Annotated in this window: 16 protein-coding genes; 5 read left to right on the top strand and 11 right to left on the bottom strand. The window is 70.8% G+C overall.

Going from position 1 to position 14,394, the window contains the following annotated elements:
- The first annotated feature begins 86 nt into the window (after positions 1–86).
- Both dcd and RHOFW104R8_RS14330 read left to right on the top strand, forming a co-directional pair.
- The gene (dcd, locus tag RHOFW104R8_RS14335) at positions 87–653 is read left to right on the top strand and encodes a dCTP deaminase (RefSeq protein ID WP_007512923.1); all 567 of its coding nucleotides are present in this window, start codon (positions 87–89) and stop codon (positions 651–653) included.
- Between the two features lie 95 nt (positions 654–748).
- Complete coding sequence (locus RHOFW104R8_RS14330; RefSeq protein WP_068090609.1) at positions 749–1,243, top strand: hypothetical protein; 495 nt, start codon at positions 749–751, stop codon at positions 1,241–1,243.
- Between the two features lie 83 nt (positions 1,244–1,326).
- Here RHOFW104R8_RS14330 and pcp read toward each other — a convergent pair whose 3' ends face one another.
- Genes pcp through RHOFW104R8_RS14290 form a run of 8 tightly spaced genes read right to left on the bottom strand, consistent with a single transcriptional unit; the run spans position 1,327 to position 7,245 of the window.
- The gene (pcp, locus tag RHOFW104R8_RS14325; protein WP_068090607.1) at positions 1,327–1,983 is read right to left on the bottom strand and encodes a pyroglutamyl-peptidase I; all 657 of its coding nucleotides are present in this window, start codon (positions 1,981–1,983) and stop codon (positions 1,327–1,329) included.
- Between the two features lie 35 nt (positions 1,984–2,018).
- The gene (locus RHOFW104R8_RS14320) at positions 2,019–2,987 is read right to left on the bottom strand and encodes a 5-oxoproline transporter, DUF979 family subunit (protein WP_068090605.1); all 969 of its coding nucleotides are present in this window, start codon (positions 2,985–2,987) and stop codon (positions 2,019–2,021) included.
- A 2-nt stretch (positions 2,988–2,989) separates the two neighbouring features.
- Complete coding sequence (locus RHOFW104R8_RS14315; RefSeq protein ID WP_068090603.1) at positions 2,990–3,685, bottom strand: DUF969 domain-containing protein; 696 nt, start codon at positions 3,683–3,685, stop codon at positions 2,990–2,992.
- A 31-nt stretch (positions 3,686–3,716) separates the two neighbouring features.
- Positions 3,717–4,481 (bottom strand): LamB/YcsF family protein, encoded by a 765-nt coding sequence (locus tag RHOFW104R8_RS14310; protein ID WP_068090599.1) that lies wholly within the window; start codon positions 4,479–4,481, stop codon positions 3,717–3,719.
- Positions 4,478–5,452, bottom strand: a complete 975-nt coding sequence (locus RHOFW104R8_RS14305; protein ID WP_068090598.1) for a biotin-dependent carboxyltransferase family protein — start codon at positions 5,450–5,452, stop codon at positions 4,478–4,480. Before RHOFW104R8_RS14305 ends, RHOFW104R8_RS14310 begins: the two co-directional genes overlap by 4 nt.
- Positions 5,449–6,144 (bottom strand): 5-oxoprolinase subunit PxpB, encoded by a 696-nt coding sequence (gene pxpB, locus RHOFW104R8_RS14300; RefSeq protein ID WP_068090596.1) that lies wholly within the window; start codon positions 6,142–6,144, stop codon positions 5,449–5,451. The genes RHOFW104R8_RS14305 and pxpB overlap by 4 nt, the downstream gene beginning before the upstream one ends.
- 7 nt (positions 6,145–6,151) lie before the next feature.
- Complete coding sequence (locus tag RHOFW104R8_RS14295) at positions 6,152–6,577, bottom strand: HIT domain-containing protein (RefSeq protein ID WP_068090594.1); 426 nt, start codon at positions 6,575–6,577, stop codon at positions 6,152–6,154.
- Entirely contained in the window at positions 6,574–7,245 is a 672-nt protein-coding gene (locus RHOFW104R8_RS14290; protein WP_068090590.1) for a dienelactone hydrolase family protein, read from the bottom strand. The genes RHOFW104R8_RS14295 and RHOFW104R8_RS14290 overlap by 4 nt, the downstream gene beginning before the upstream one ends.
- A gap of 105 nt (positions 7,246–7,350) precedes the next feature.
- Between RHOFW104R8_RS14290 and rimO the strand changes: the two genes are divergently transcribed.
- Together rimO and RHOFW104R8_RS14280 are read left to right on the top strand one after the other, a co-directional pair.
- Entirely contained in the window at positions 7,351–8,688 is a 1,338-nt protein-coding gene (gene rimO, locus RHOFW104R8_RS14285) for a 30S ribosomal protein S12 methylthiotransferase RimO (RefSeq protein ID WP_068090589.1), read from the top strand.
- A 94-nt stretch (positions 8,689–8,782) separates the two neighbouring features.
- The gene (locus RHOFW104R8_RS14280; protein ID WP_068090588.1) at positions 8,783–9,589 is read left to right on the top strand and encodes a DUF3025 domain-containing protein; all 807 of its coding nucleotides are present in this window, start codon (positions 8,783–8,785) and stop codon (positions 9,587–9,589) included.
- Positions 9,590–9,637: 48 nt separating this feature from the next.
- Here the strand turns inward: RHOFW104R8_RS14280 and greB are convergent, their stop codons facing one another.
- Genes greB through RHOFW104R8_RS14265 form a run of 3 tightly spaced genes read right to left on the bottom strand, consistent with a single transcriptional unit; the run spans position 9,638 to position 12,899 of the window.
- Positions 9,638–10,144 carry a transcription elongation factor GreB gene (gene greB, locus RHOFW104R8_RS14275; RefSeq protein WP_068090586.1) on the bottom strand — a complete coding sequence of 169 codons (507 nt, stop codon included), beginning with the start codon at positions 10,142–10,144 and terminating at the stop codon, positions 9,638–9,640.
- Positions 10,141–11,391 carry a hypothetical protein gene (locus RHOFW104R8_RS14270; protein WP_068090585.1) on the bottom strand — a complete coding sequence of 417 codons (1,251 nt, stop codon included), beginning with the start codon at positions 11,389–11,391 and terminating at the stop codon, positions 10,141–10,143. The genes greB and RHOFW104R8_RS14270 overlap by 4 nt, the downstream gene beginning before the upstream one ends.
- Positions 11,392–11,402: 11 nt before the next feature.
- Positions 11,403–12,899, bottom strand: coding sequence for a helicase HerA-like domain-containing protein (locus RHOFW104R8_RS14265; protein WP_068090582.1), 1,497 nt, complete (start codon positions 12,897–12,899; stop codon positions 11,403–11,405).
- 144 nt (positions 12,900–13,043) lie between these two features.
- Between RHOFW104R8_RS14265 and RHOFW104R8_RS14260 the strand changes: the two genes are divergently transcribed.
- Positions 13,044–14,394: transglycosylase SLT domain-containing protein (locus tag RHOFW104R8_RS14260; RefSeq protein WP_235605151.1), on the top strand; the 1,351-nt coding region annotated here is incomplete at its 3' end.

Genomic DNA, 14,394 nt, shown 5'->3' with positions numbered 1-14,394 from the left:
GGCTGGCGCGGCGGCGCCCGGACCATGTATTTTTGCCGCTTTGCGCCCGGCTGGACCGGGTGCTGCCGCTACCGACCGGAGTCCGCGTGAGCATCAAATCCGACAAGTGGATCCGCCGCATGGCCGAAAGCCACGGCATGATCGAGCCGTTCGAACCGGGCCAGGTCAAGCTGCGCGACGGCAACAAGCTGATCTCGTACGGCACCTCCAGCTACGGCTACGACGTGCGCTGCGCGCGCGAGTTCAAGATCTTCACCAACATCAATTCCACCATCGTCGACCCGAAGGCGTTCGATCCGTCGAGCTTCGTCGACGTCGAGGCGGACGTATGCATCATCCCGCCGAACTCGTTCGCGCTGGCGCGCACGGTCGAGTACTTCCGCATCCCGCGCAAGGTGCTCACGGTCTGCCTCGGCAAGAGCACCTACGCGCGCTGCGGCATCATCGTCAACGTGACCCCGCTGGAGCCGGAGTGGGAGGGGCACGTGACGCTGGAGTTCTCCAACACCACCCCGCTGCCCGCAAAAATCTACGCCAACGAGGGCGTGGCGCAGATGCTGTTCCTCGAATCCGACGAGGAGTGCGAGACCAGCTACAAGGACCGCGGCGGCAAGTACCAGGGCCAGCAGGGCGTGACCCTGCCGCGCACCTGAGTACGCGAGCTGAACGGCGGAGCGGCGACCCGCATCGCCGTTCATGGCCGCGCTACACTTCCACGATCCAGACGTTCGATTGCCAGGAGACTCCCATGACCCGTTTTTCCATATTGCTGACGCGCGTCACGGCAGCCCTCATGCTGGGCAGCCTGCTCGTGCTGGCAGGTTGCCACCGGGGCAGTACCCGGGACGCGGTCGGCACGGCATCGATGAAGGGCCAGTTCGACGCCACGCTGCAGGCCTACAAGGATGGCCAGTTCCTGCTCGATGGCGCGGTGCTTTCGGCGCTCGATGTCGGCAGCCATTTCGCCTACCTGAAGGACCAGGGCAAATTGCCGAAGACCGTGCTGCTCGTGCCCAGCGACGATTCCAAGATCCGCAAACGGCACCTTGAATACCTGGCGCGCATGCAGATGGACTATGGCTTCACCGCGTATTACGACGATGGCGGCACGCTGACCAAGATCAATCCGGTGGAAACCAAGGCGCGTGCGCTCGAGGATCATCATGCGCCGGCAGCGTTGCCCGATTCGCAGAAGGGCAAGGACGCCAGCAGCGGCGGCTTCGACCCCCAGCACCAGTACTGATATTCCGCCGGAAGAAGCCAGGGAAGCCGCGATGCGAATCGCGGCTTCCTGTTTTCTTGTGGTCGCGACGGCGATGGACCCGCTCAGTCCAGGGTGCCGGCGCCGAGCCTGCGGTCGCGCCGGGTGGCGGTTGCCGTGCGCAGGGCGATTTCCAGGCCGCGCACCACCTCGGCCTGCGTCATGCTGGGCGCGCCGGGATGCCGCGCGGCCTGCGCCGGGAGGAACGGGATGTGGATGAAGCCGGCGCGTGCGCCCGGCCGCCGCGATGCCAGGTGCAGCATGGCGTAGGCGATGTGGTTGCAGACGTAGGTGCCGGCGCTGTTCGAGATTTCCGCCGGCACGCCCTGCGCCTGCAGCGCAGCCAGCATTGCCTTGACCGGCAGCGTGCTGAAGTAGGCGGCCGGAGCATCGGCGACCACCGGTTCGTCGATCGGCTGCGCCCCGGCGTTGTCGGGGATGCGCGCATCCTGCAGGTTGATCGCCAGCCGTTCGATCGACAGCCGCGCCCGCCCGCCGGCCTGGCCGACGCCGAGCAGGATCGACGGCGCCGCCTGGCGTACCGCGCTGCGGAGCAGGCGCAGCGAGGCGGCGAACTCGGTGGGCAACTGCAATGCGACGACGCGATGGCCGCCGATGCGCCGGCCGTGCAGCGCGCGCACGGCCTCCCACGACGGATTGACCGCTTCGCCCGCGAACGGGTCGAAGCCGGTCAGCAGGATGCGTGGCAGGGATGCGCCCATGGCGGCCTCCTCAAGACGTGTTCAACAAGGCGTGTTCAACGGAATGCCAGCAGCCACATCGTCACGAACGTGGCGGCGAGGATCCACCACGCGCTCCAAAGCTGCGCGCGGATCACCCCGTACGGGTTGCGCAACTCCAGCAAGGCCGCCGGCACCAGGTTGTAGTCGGCCGCCATCGGCGTCAGCAGGGTGCCGCAGTAGCCGCACAGCATGCCCATCGAGCCGAGTATCGCCGGATCGGCGCCGTGCTGGCGAATCAGCAGCGGCAGGCCGATGCCGGCCATCATCACCGGGAAGGCGGCGAACGCGTTGCCCATGATGACGGTGAACAGCACCATGCCCAGCGCGAAGGTGACCAGGCAGGCCAGCGCGCTGCCGGTGGGCAGCCAGCTGGTGGCCAGCGCGGCGATCGCCGCGCCCACGCCGCTTTGCGTAAACACTTCGCCGAGCGCCGCCAGCAGCAGCGGCAGCAATGCCGCCCAGCCGATCGCGTCGAGCAGGCGGCGGCCTTCGGCCAGGCCCGCGGACAGCGGGGCACGTGCCACGCGAGCGGCGGCGAACAGCGCGATCACGCAGGCCAGCGCCAGCCCGGTCAGGGTCATCTGCGCGGTGGCGAACAGGTGCCGGCCGGCGAACGCCAGGTAGCCGCCGAACAGCGCCACCAGCAGGGTCACCAGCGGTATCAGCAGGGCCGGCACGAGCAGCTTGTGGCCGAGCCGGATGGCCGACTGCAGGCGTTGCGCAGCGCTGCCTTCCTCGGCATGGGCGTGCCGATGCAGTCGCGGCGCCAGCAGCGCCAGCACGATCACGCCGATGCCCGCCAGCTGCGCAGGCAGCGCATGGCCGGCGGCCTGCTGCGCCAGCACGTAGTCGCCAGCGCCGAACAGCACGCCGAGCACCAGCCAGAACGCGGCGTGCCAGGCGCGCCGCTCGCGCAGGTCGCGCAGGCCGCAGTAGAGCAGGAACGCGGCGATCAGCCAGTAGACGTATTCGATGCGGAGCATGCTCAGTCCGCCGCCTCGGCCCGCAGGCCGGCGGCGCGGCGCTGCAGCCGGCGCTGGTACAGCCATATCCGCACGGACTGGATGACGAAGGCCGCGACCGCGGTGGGCAGGGCCCACAACGCGATCGACAGGGGGCTCAGCTCGATGCCGTGCTGGGCATAGAAGCCCTGGATCAGCAGCACGGCGCCGAGCGCGATGAACACGTCCTCGCCGAAGAAGCGGCCGATGTTGTCGGTGGCCGCGGCGACCGCGCGCAGTTCGTCGCGGTCGGCGTCGTCCAGGCCGGGGTGGATCTTGGCCGCTGCCGCCTCGCCCATCGGGGCCAGCAGCGGGCGCACGGTTTGTGCCGCGCCGGCCACGCCGGTGAGACCCAGCGCCGCCAGCAGCTGGCGCAGCAGCAGGTAGCCGATCAGCAGCCGAGCGAGGGTCAGTCCATGCAGCCGGGTCATCCAGCGCTGCGCGTGTTCGCGCAGGCCCGCGCGCTCGAGCAGGCCGATCGCCGGCAGGGTCAGCACGAACAGCATCAGCATGCGGCTGGAAACGAAACTCTTGCCGAGCAGGGCCAGCAGGGCAGGGATCGTCAGCCCGGCGAGCAGGCCGCTGCCCACGGCGGCGGTAACCACCACCAGCACCGGATTGAAGCGCAACAGGAAGCCGACGACGATCACCGCGACGCCGAGCAGGGGCCAATAGTTCATGCGGTTCCTCCGAGGTGGGGCGGCACGCCCGTCATGCTGCATCCGGCGCGGCGATGCGCAGGCCGGCGGCGTCGAGCGCCTCGCGCAGGCGGCATGCCAGCTGCACCGCGTGCGGGCCGTCGCCGTGCAGGCACAGCGTGTCGGCCCGCAGCGGAACGGGCCGGCCGTCCACCGCCTGCGCCGTGCCGTCGCGGGCGATGCCGAGCGCCTGGGCCACGGCAAGTTCGACGTCCTCGATCACCGCGCCGGCCTCGCTCCGTGGCTGCAGCGAGCCGTCGGCGCGATAGCGGCGGTCGGCGAAGGCCTCCGCCGCCACCGCCAGGCCGAGCTTCCGGCCCGCCTCGATCAGCGCCGAACCGGCCAGGCCGAACAGCCGCAGCCGCGGGTCGAAGTCGCGCACCGCGCGGGCGATCGCGTCGGCCAGGAGGGCATCGCGCGCGGCCATGTTGTACAGCGCACCATGCGGCTTGACGTGGCTGAGCGTAGCGCCGGCGGCGCGGGTGAACGCATGCAGCGCGCCGATCTGGTAGAGCGTCGTGGCGTACGCCTCGGCAGGCGTCACGCCGATCTCGCGCCGGCCGAAACCCTGCAGGTCGGGCAGCGAGACGTGCGCACCGATCGCCACGCCGTGAGCCACCGCCTGCGCCACCGTGCGCTGCATGATCCCGGGGTCGCCGGCATGGAAGCCGCAGGCGATGTTGGCCGAGCTGAGCAGCGGCAGCAGCGCATCGTCGTCGCCCATGCGCCATGCGCCGAACGACTCGCCGAGGTCGCCGTTGAGGTCGATGCGGTTCATGCGCCGGTTTCCAGTCGTTGTGCGATCGCGTCGAGCATGCGGGTCAGTCGTTGCCGGTGTGCGGCCAGCCGGGCCAGTGCTTCGTCCATGCCGGTTTCGCGGAAGCATACGGTATCGCCGGGACGCAGCTGCGCCAGCCGCGGCAGGTCCACCGCGGCGAGCTGGCCGATGCGCGGATAACCGCCGGTCACCGGCGCCTCGGCCTGCAGCACGATCGGCTGGCCCGACGGCGGCAACTGCAGCGTGCCGGGCAAGACCGCCTCGGAGACCAGCTCCAGCGGTTCCGCCAGATGCAGCGCATGGCCGTCCAGGCGGCTGGCGGTGCGGTTGCTGTCCTTGCTCAGGGTGAAGTGGCCGCCGTACAGCTGCCGCTGCGAGGCGCTGTCCAGGGCTGCCCAGTGGCTCCCGTGCAGCAGCGCCAACGGCCGGCGCGCGAAGTCGAACCACGGCTGCGGATCGGGGCCCCAGCCCAGCACGCGCACGTTCTGGCGGGCCGGCAGGGCGCGCAGCGGCGCGGCCGCGCCCACCGGTAGCACGTCGCCCGCCTGCAGCGCGCGGCCGATGCGCGCATGCAGGTCGCTGCTGCGGCTGCCGAGCAGCGGCGGCACGTCGAAGCCGCCGCGCACGGCAAGGTAGCTGCGGCAGCCCCGGCTCATGCCGCCGAGTTGCAGCACGCTGCCCGCGGGCAGCAGGCAGGTCGTCCATGGCGGGATTGCCTGCGAGCCGACGCGGGCGGCGATCGCCGCGCCGGTCAACGCGATCACCGCGGCCTGCCCGAAGCGGAGGCCGGGACCGGCCAGGGTGCATTCCAGCGCGGCCTCGCCCCGGCGGTTGCCGACCAGTGCGTTGGCAAGCTGCCATGCCGGCAGGTCCATCGCGCCGGCACGGCCCACGCCCAGCGCGGCATGTCCCGGCCGGCCGGCATCCTGCAGGCTGCTCAGCAAGCCCGGCCTGATCACCGTGACGCTCATCCGGGACGGGCCGCCAGCTGGCGAAAGGCGTCCGCATCGATCGCGCGGAAACGCACGCGATCGCCCGCGGCAAGCAGTGCGGGCGTTTCCGCCGCGAGGTCGAACAGGCGCAGCGGGGTGCGCCCGATCACCTGCCAGCCGCCGGGCAGCGCCTCGGGGTAGATCCCGGTCTGGCTGCCGCCGATCGCCACGCTGCCGGCCGACACGCGCTGGCGCGGATCGCTGCGCCGCGGCACCACCAGGCGCGGATCGAGTCCGAGCAGGTAGGGGAATCCCGGCGCGAAGCCCAGCATCGCCACGCGGTAATCCGCCGCCGCGTGCAGCGCGGACACCGCGGCCTCGTCGAGCCCGCAGCAGGCGGCGACTTCGGCGAGATCCGGCCCGTACTCGCCGCCATAGCAGACCGGAATGACCAGCTCACGCGCCGCGGCGACGGCGTCGCCGGCCTCGGCCAGCGCTGCACCGGCAGCCGCCTGCAGCTGGCGATGGGGACCGCCGTCGCCGGGCCAGTCCCGCGGGTCGAAGCGCAGCAGCACGCTGGCATAGGCCGGTACGCATTCCACCCGCGGCAACCGGCGCAGGCGGGCGGCCGCGGCCTGCACCCGGGCGTTGAGCTCGATGTCGATGCGGTCGCCGAAACGCAGCAGCAGCGCATCCTCGGCCAGTGCCTCGAACCGGGTCGGCGATTCCATCGGCGCGTTATCCCGTCGGGCCAGCCAGGAGTCGGCGCAGCGCGTCCAGCCGCGCGGCCAGCGCCGTTTCGGCATACGGCTGCGCGCGGCCGTTGCCCCAGACCGGGCCGGGCCACGCCGCGTCGCCTTCGCGACGCGCCACCACGTGCACGTGCAGCTGGCGCACGATGTTGCCCAGCGCACCGAGGTTGAGCTTGTCGCAGGGCGCCACGGCGCGCAGCGCCGCGCTGGCGCGGTTCACTTCCTGCCACAGCGTGGCCTGCTCGCCGGCGTCCAGGTCGGCGACCTCGACCAGGCCGGCGCGGCGCGGCACCAGGATCAGCCACGGGTAGCGCGCGTCGTCCATCAGCAACACGTCGCACAGCGGCAACGCAGCCACCGGGCGGGCATCCGCCGCCAGCCGCGGGTCGAGGGCGAAGCCGGGCCCGTTCATGCGTCGCCGGCCAGGTGCCGGTCGAAGAACGCCAGCGTGCGCTGCAGCGCCAGCTTCGCGCTGGCCTCGTGGTAGGGGGCGCTGCCGTCGCGGTTGAAGGCGTGGTCGGCTGGGTAGGTGAAGACTTCCATCTGCGGCAGCGCCTCGCGATGCTTCGCCACCGTTTCCGGCGGAATGCTGAGGTCTTTCTCGCCGAAGTGGAACATCACCGGCGCCTGCGGCGTCTCGTGCAGGAACGGCAGGTTGCGCGCGCCGTAGTAGCTCACCGAGGGCAGCCCGAGGCGCAGTGCGGAAAGCAGGGCCACGGTGCCGCCCCAGCAGTAGCCGACGGTGCCGATCCTGCCGGCCGACGCGATCGACTCGGCGGCGCTGGCGACGTCCTCGAGGGCGCGCTCCAGCCCCAGTTCCGTGACCAGCTGCTTGCCCTTGTTGGCGCCGACCTGGTCGTAGCCCAGCTCCACGCCGCTCTCGAGGTGGTCGAAGAACGCCGGCGCGATCGCGGCATAGCCGTGTTCGGCGAAGCGGTCGGTCACGCGGCGGATGTGCGCGGTGACGCCGAAGATCTCCTGGATCACCACGATGCCGCCCTTCGGCTTGCCCTGCGGCTGGGCGAGGTAGCCGCCGATGCACTGGGTGCGGCTGGTGGGGATGTTGATGTGCTGGCCCATGGGCGGCTCCGGAGAGGGGATCGCGTGAAGTCTAGCCGCGCCGGTGGCCGGGCCGCACTGCCGTATAATTGCCGGCTGTTCCGCACGTTTCCGGTGGCGCCACGCATGTCCCAGACCGCACACAAGATCGGCTTCGTCAGCCTCGGCTGCCCCAAGGCGCTGGTCGATTCCGAGCGCATCCTCACCCAGCTCAAGGTCGAGGGCTACGAGATCGTGCCCAGCTACAACGCCGCCGACGCGGTGGTGGTGAATACCTGCGGCTTCATCGATGCCGCGGTGCAGGAATCGCTGGACTCGATCGGCACCGCGTTGCACGAGAACGGCAAGGTGATCGTCACCGGCTGCCTGGGCAAGCGCGAGGCGCTGATCCGCGAGGCGTACCCGGACGTGCTGTCGGTCAGCGGCCCGCAGGACTACGCCAGCGTGATGAGCGCGGTGCACGCGGCGCTGCCGCCCCGGCGCAACAAGTTCATCGACATCGTGCCGGACACGGGCGTGAAGCTCACCCCGAAGCATTACGCCTACCTGAAGATTTCCGAAGGCTGCAACCACCGCTGCAGCTTCTGCATCATCCCGTCGATGCGCGGCAACCTGGTATCGCGCCCGGTCGACGAGGTGCTGGTCGAGGCCGAGAAGCTGGTCAAGGGCGGCGTCAAGGAGTTGCTGGTGATCTCGCAGGACACCAGCGCCTACGGCGTCGACCTGAAGTACGCCGAGCGCGAGTGGCGCGGCAAGGCGTACCGCACGCGCATGACCGAGCTGTGCGAAGGCCTGTCGGAACTCGGCGCGTGGACGCGGCTGCACTACGTCTACCCGTACCCGCACGTGGACGAGGTGATGCCGCTGATGGCGGCAGGCAAAATCCTGCCGTACCTCGACATCCCGTTCCAGCACGCCAGCCCGCGCATCCTGAAGCTGATGAAGCGGCCGGGCAACATCGACAAGACGCTGGAGCGCATCCGCAACTGGCGCGCCCAGGTGCCCGATCTCACCATCCGCAGCACCTTCATCGTGGGCTTCCCCGGCGAGACCGAGGCCGAGTTCGAGGAGTTGCTCGACTTCCTGCGCGAGGCCGAACTCGACCGCGTCGGCGCGTTCGCCTATTCGCCGGTGGACGGCGCGAAGGCGAACGAGCTGCCCGGCGCGGTCTCCGAGGAGCTGAAGGAGGATCGCCTCGAGCAGTTCATGGCGGTGCAGGCGGAGATCTCCGCCGCGAAGCTGCAGCGCAAGATCGGCCGCACGATCCGGGTGCTGGTGGACGAGACGAATGCCGCCGGCGCGGTGGCGCGCTCGGCCGCCGACGCGCCGGAGATCGACGGCACGGTGCTGGTCGCCGACGGCCAGTCGCTGAAGCCCGGCCAGTTCGTCGATGTGGTGGTCGAGGGCGCCAGCGAGCATGACCTGCACGCTCGCCTCGCGCATCCCGCGCTCAAGATCATTTGAAAGGGCGGCCAGCGATGGCCGCTTCTGGCGTTGATGCGAAGCGCGGAATGAACGTCATGGCAATCAGCGGGCTGCCGCGCTCTTGGATGAGCGCATGAACAGGGCGCGCTTCGTGGCGCCGGCCCGCGGCACGGTCGATCCGGCGGTGTTCGGGCGGATGCCGCTGTCGGCGTGGCGCGAATACGCCGACCTGCTCGACGGCGCGGCGTGGCCGTCCATCGACGCGCTCAACCGCCGCGTCCCCGCCGGCATGGCGCAGCGCTTCGTGGCGCAGACGCCGGCGCTGCTCGCCGACGGCCTGCACTACGAGCAGCGCATCGCCGAGCGTGGCGGGATCGCCACCCGCGAAGGCAACTGGCACGACCTGCTGAATGCCTTGGTGTGGCTGCGCCATCCGGCGATCAAGCGTGCGCTCAACGCACGCCAGATGGCCGAGGTGGCCCGCATGGGGCCGAAGCTGCGCTCGCGCGCGCAGTACGCGATGACCCACTTCGACGAGGCCGGCGTGATCGTCGCCGTGCGCGATCCCGCGCTGCTGGCGCTGTGGGACGCGCACGACTGGCACGGCATGTTCTGGCGCCGGCGCCAGGCCTGGCTGGACGGTTCGATCCGGCTGGCCGTGTTCGGCCACGCCCTGCTGGAGCATGCGTTGAGCCCGGACAAGCTGCTAGTGGCCAAGGCGCTGGTGTTCCGCTGCGATGATGCGGCCGAATCCTTGCCGGCCCGTTGCGCCGAGGCCATCGCCGCCGGCCGGCTGCTGCACGATCCGCAGGAACTGCGCCCGCTGCCGTTGTCGGGAATCCCGGACTGGCATCCCGGGAATGCCGGCGAGGCCTTCCATCGCAGCGCGGCCTGCTACCAGCCGCGGCGGGCCGGGCGGGCGTATCCGCCGGTCGTCTGAACCGGCTCCGGGCTGGGGCTGCCCGCCGAAACCCGTTCCGGCGCCGCGTCAGTCCCGTTCGTAATCGACCGCCAGCACGGCGAATGCCGTCGTTCCGCCGGGCAGCTCGGCGGCGAACTCGTCGTCCACGTGCTTCTTCAGCACTGCCCGCGCCAGCGGCGAGTCGATGCTGATCCAGCCGCGTTTCGCGTCGGTCTCGTCCGGGCCGACGATGCGGTAGCGGTGGAGCTCGCCGGTGGCGACGTTCTCCAGCTCGATGCAGGCGCCGAAGAACACCGCGCCGCGGTCGCCCGGCGCGCCTTCGGCCACCTTGAGCGCGGGGATCCGCTTGCTGAGGTAGCGCGCGCGGCGGTCGATCTCGCCCAGCTGCTTCTTGCGGTAGGTGTACTCGGCGTTTTCCGAGCGGTCGCCCTCGGCCGCGGCGGCGGCCAGCGCCTTCACCACCTCCGGGCGCAGCACGTGCCACAGGTGGTCGAGTTCGGCCTTGAGGCGCTCGAAGCCCTCGCGCGTGATGATCGCGGTGGAACCGGCCGAGGGCGGGCGCCAGCGGCTCATGCGGGGCTGGCCAGGCGCTGCCGCTGCGCGTCGATCTCGGCGCGCAGCGGGTGGTCGGGCCAGGCGCCGGCGAGCTGGTCCAGCAGGACCGTCGCCTCGGCGCGCTGGTCGGCGTGGTCGGCCAGCAGGCGCGCGGCCAGCAGGCCGTAGTGCGGTGCCTGCGGGTCGCGCGGCCAGTGCGCGAGGTAGCCGCGGCACAGGTGGATCGCGATGCGGCCCATGCCCAGTCGCGCGGCCAGTTCGGCCAGCCCGCCGCAGGTCTGCGGGTCGTCCGGCACGAACCCGGCGTCGATGCCGCAGCATTCCTGCAGCACGCCGAGCGCACGGCGCGATTCGCCCCGGGCGGTCAGTGCGGCGATCCAGATCTGGCCGTGCACCAGCAGGTCGTCGCGCAGGCCCTGCCGGTGCAGCAGCTCGCGGTAGAACTGGTGCACCGGGAGCGGCGCGTCGCGTTCCCGCAGCCGGGCGGCGAGGAGCCGCAAGGCGGCCAGCGGATCGTCGACGGCGAGCTGGCGCGCCTCGTCGACCAGCCGGCTGTCGGCATCCTGGCCCGAAGCCCTGGCCAGCTCCGGGGCCTCGGGAACCAGGCCGAAGCGTTCGTGGCGCTGGTGGATCATCGCGCCCATCAGGTGGAAGGCGAGCACGATCAGGTAGGTGTAGGCGAACGCGAACAGCGGCAGGGCCAGCAGCCGCGGCAGCAGTGCCGAGGTGACCGAGGCCAGCACGATCAGCAGGCCGAGCAGCAGGTTGATCGCCACCGGGATCAGGTAGGCGGCGCCGAAGCCGCCGATGACGCGCGCCCAGTTCAGCGGGTTGAGCGACAGCGCGAGGTTGCCGTCGAACGCCAGCGACATGTCGATCGCCGGCAGCGCCAGGGCGGCCACCAGCAGTACCGGCCACAGCGCGCGCGGGAAGAACACGATCGCCAGCACGCACAGCGCGACCACCAGCAGGTGGATCGCGGTGAGCCCCCAGCCGCTGGCGCTGTTGCCGTCGCTGCCGACGTCCGGCGGATCGGCGTAGCCGTTGGCGGTGTGCAGCAGGCAGTCGGCGGCGTAGCGCCAGGTTGCGGCCCATACCAGGGCACTGGCCAGCGCGCCGGTCCACGAAGGCAGCAGGCCGACATAGTGCACCAGCGCCAGTACCACGCAGGTGGCCAGCCCGGCGCCGCGCAGCGGGTAGCCGAAGCTGGCCTGCAGGCGTTGCGCGAATGGCGTGTCGGCGGCGACGACTTCGATGCGGGACATGGCGCGGGCCCTCAGCGCTTGCCGCCGAAGATCCCGCCCAGCACGCCGCGCAGGATCTGCCGGCCGATCTGGCTGCCCATCGTGCGCACCACCTGCTTGCCCATCGTCTCGACCATGCCTTGGCGACGCGCGGTACCGAACAGCACGTCGTGCACGGCGCCGCCCCAGCCCGTTTCGCCGGTCTTGCCCGGTTGGACCGGCGGATCGCCCGCGGTGGCGGCCGCCTTGTCGTCGGCGCGCCTGGCGAGGATCTCGGCGGCCGATTCGCGATTGACCGGATGGTCGTACTTGCCGCCCACCGGCGAGCGCTGGCGGATGGTGGCGCGTTCGGCGTCGGTGATCGCGCCGATGCGGCAGCACGGCGCGGTCACCAGCACCTGTTCCACCGGCGTGGGCACGCCGCCGCCGGCCAGGGTGGAGGCCAGCGCCTCGCCGACGGCCAGCCTGGTGATCGCCGCGGTGACGTCGAGCTTCGGGTTGGCCACGAAGGTTTCCGCCGCCGCCTTGACCGCCTTCTGGTCGCGCGGGGTGAACGCGCGCAGCGCGTGCTGGATGCGGTTGCCGAGCTGGCCGAGGATCACGCCCGGCACGTCGTCGGGATTCTGCGAGCAGAAGTACACGCCCACGCCCTTGGAGCGGATCAGCCGCACCACCTGCTCGACCCGCTGCTGCAGCGCCGGCGAGGCGTCGTCGAACAGCAGGTGCGCCTCGTCGAAGAAGAACACCAGCTTCGGCTGGTCGAGGTCGCCCACTTCGGGCAGCTGCTCGAACAGCTCGGACAGCAGCCACAGCAGGAAGGTGGAATACAGCCGCGGCTTCAGGATCAGCTGGTCGGCGGCCAGCACGTTGATGATGCCGCGTCCGCTCATGTCCTGGCGCATCAGGTCGGCCAGCTCCAGCGCTGGTTCGCCGAAGAACTGGTCGGCGCCGTCGTTTTCCAGCTTCAGCAGCGCGCGCTGGATCGCCGCGATGCTGGTCGTGCCGATCAGGCCGTACCGGGTCGAGAGCGCCTTGGCGTTGTCGGCAGCGTAGCCGAGCAGGGCGCGCAGGTCGGCCAGGTCGAGCAGCAGCCAGCCCTGGTCGTCGGCGGCCTTGAACGCCACTTCCAGCACGCCCTCCTGGGTGTCGTTCAACTCCAGCACGCGGCCGAGCAGGGTGGGGCCCATCTCGCTGACGGTGGCGCGCACCGGGTGGCCGAGCTTGCCGTAGATGTCCCAGAAGATCACCGGGTTGGCCTGCGCCTTCCAGTCGGTGAGCTTGAGCTTGTCCAGGCGCGCCTTGAGCTTGTCGCCCGGTGCGTCGGCGGCCATCGACAGGCCGGCCAGGTCGCCCTTGGCGTCGGCCAGGAAGCACGGCACGCCCAGCCGCGAGAAGCCTTCGGCCAGCACCATCAGCGAAACGGATTTGCCGGTGCCGGTGGCGCCGGCGATCATGCCGTGGCGGTTGCCGTAATGCGGGTCGAGGTTGACGCTGGTGCTGTCGTTGCGGCCGATCAGGATCTCGGTCATGGTGTTCCATCCGTTGCGGGTCGGGCGATTGTAGCCAGGGCGCAGGAATTTTCGCGGCGCATTGAGTCCGGGCGGTGCGCCCGCTATGGTGGGCGTTTTCCGCGGGTGAAGTACGTGATGTCGTTGCGTCTGCCGGTTCGATCCATGCGTATGCTGTCCCTGGCCGCGGCGGGAATGCTGCTCGGCGCCTGCGCCAGTACCGGCGACGCCAGGCACCCGGCCCAGGTCGATGCGCTCTACGGCCAGCTCGACCAGGCGAGCAAGGGCTACGAGACCGCCTTGCAGCAATCGCGCGCGGGCGACCGGCAGGCATCGCAGCAGACCCTGGCCCGTTCGCTCGACAGCCTGAAGGCAGCCGCGGCACGCTGCGGCAATACGGCCGGCTGTGATCCGCAGCGGTTCTTCTCGGCGTTCGACCATCTGCTGCGCCTGAAGGACGGCGATTTCGACGACGCGCCGGACCTTGGCGGCGACGTCGAGCCGTCGCAGGCGGCGCTGGCCGCCGGCAAGGCCGGCCCGGGCAGCCTGCCGCAGGCGCAGCGCAGCGTGACCCTGCTGCACGGGCAGAAGCTGTCCCAGCTGATCGCGATGAACGGACCGGTGAAGGCGGCGCTGGAGATGTGGCTGACCCAGTGGCGCCCGCAGCTGATGGACGCCTGGGTCAACTACCAGTACCTGCGCTACCAGATGTGGCCGCAGTACGAGAAGGCGGACCTGCCCGAGGCGCTGCTGTTCGGCATTCTGGCCAAGGAATCCGGCGGCAAGGTAAACGCAGTGTCGCGCTCCGGCGCGGCCGGGCCGTTGCAGTTCATGTACGCCACCGGCATGCGCTTCGGCCTGGGCAACGACAATGGCTTCGATACGCGCTTCGACCCGGCCGCCTCGGCGCGGGCGAATGCCGAGTACATCAACGAGCAGTTGCGGATCTTCAACGACAACCTCGAGCTCGCCCTGGGCGCCTACAACGGCGGCGAGGGCCGCATGCGCCGCTCGGTCGGCAACAACACCGCGACGAGCTTCTACGACCCGCGCATCTACGACCAGCTGTCGCAGGAAACCCGCGACTACGTGCCGGCCGTGCTGGCCGCGGCCTGGCTGTTCCAGCATCCGGACAGCTACAACCTGCGCTTCCCCAGGGTCGACGGGGCGCCCGGCTCAGTCACCCTGAAGCGGCCGGCTTCGCTGACCGAACTGACCGTGTGCCTGGGGTCGGCCGGCGGCATGAGCGACGGCTGGTTCCGCACGTTGCGCAACCTCAACCCGCGGCTGGATCCGCAGGTGAGCCAGCCGGCGGGCGCCACGCTGCAACTGCCGAAACTGCTGGAAAAGGCCTACGCGTCGCGCTGCGTCGATGGCCCGTGGCCGATCCTCGCCGACGACCTGCACCGTGCCGTGGTGCCGGTGGTGCCGGCGCCATCGGTGGCACCGGCGGCGAAGGTGGCGAGGGAAACCCGCCACTACAAGGTGCGCCACGGCGACACGCTGATCAGCATCG

Source organism: Rhodanobacter sp. FW104-R8, assembly GCF_001617365.1.
Taxonomy (GTDB): Bacteria; Pseudomonadota; Gammaproteobacteria; order Xanthomonadales; family Rhodanobacteraceae; genus Rhodanobacter.
This window is presented reverse-complemented; position numbering and strand designations above follow the sequence as displayed.

Excerpts from the sequence above, each read along its gene's own strand:
- RHOFW104R8_RS14330 (WP_068090609.1), top strand. The coding sequence starts at position 749 with ATGACCCGTTTTTCCATATTGCTGACGCGCGTCACGGCAGCCCTCATG.
- pcp (WP_068090607.1), bottom strand. The coding sequence starts at position 1,983 with ATGGGCGCATCCCTGCCACGCATCCTGCTGACCGGCTTCGACCCGTTC.
- RHOFW104R8_RS14320 (WP_068090605.1), bottom strand. The coding sequence starts at position 2,987 with ATGCTCCGCATCGAATACGTCTACTGGCTGATCGCCGCGTTCCTGCTC.
- RHOFW104R8_RS14315 (WP_068090603.1), bottom strand. The coding sequence starts at position 3,685 with ATGAACTATTGGCCCCTGCTCGGCGTCGCGGTGATCGTCGTCGGCTTC.
- RHOFW104R8_RS14310 (WP_068090599.1), bottom strand. The coding sequence starts at position 4,481 with ATGAACCGCATCGACCTCAACGGCGACCTCGGCGAGTCGTTCGGCGCA.
- RHOFW104R8_RS14305 (WP_068090598.1), bottom strand. The coding sequence starts at position 5,452 with ATGAGCGTCACGGTGATCAGGCCGGGCTTGCTGAGCAGCCTGCAGGAT.
- pxpB (WP_068090596.1), bottom strand. The coding sequence starts at position 6,144 with ATGGAATCGCCGACCCGGTTCGAGGCACTGGCCGAGGATGCGCTGCTG.
- RHOFW104R8_RS14295 (WP_068090594.1), bottom strand. The coding sequence starts at position 6,577 with ATGAACGGGCCCGGCTTCGCCCTCGACCCGCGGCTGGCGGCGGATGCC.
- RHOFW104R8_RS14290 (WP_068090590.1), bottom strand. The coding sequence starts at position 7,245 with ATGGGCCAGCACATCAACATCCCCACCAGCCGCACCCAGTGCATCGGC.
- rimO (WP_068090589.1), top strand. The coding sequence starts at position 7,351 with ATGTCCCAGACCGCACACAAGATCGGCTTCGTCAGCCTCGGCTGCCCC.
- RHOFW104R8_RS14280 (WP_068090588.1), top strand. The coding sequence starts at position 8,783 with ATGAACAGGGCGCGCTTCGTGGCGCCGGCCCGCGGCACGGTCGATCCG.
- greB (WP_068090586.1), bottom strand. The coding sequence starts at position 10,144 with ATGAGCCGCTGGCGCCCGCCCTCGGCCGGTTCCACCGCGATCATCACG.
- RHOFW104R8_RS14270 (WP_068090585.1), bottom strand. The coding sequence starts at position 11,391 with ATGTCCCGCATCGAAGTCGTCGCCGCCGACACGCCATTCGCGCAACGC.
- RHOFW104R8_RS14265 (WP_068090582.1), bottom strand. The coding sequence starts at position 12,899 with ATGACCGAGATCCTGATCGGCCGCAACGACAGCACCAGCGTCAACCTC.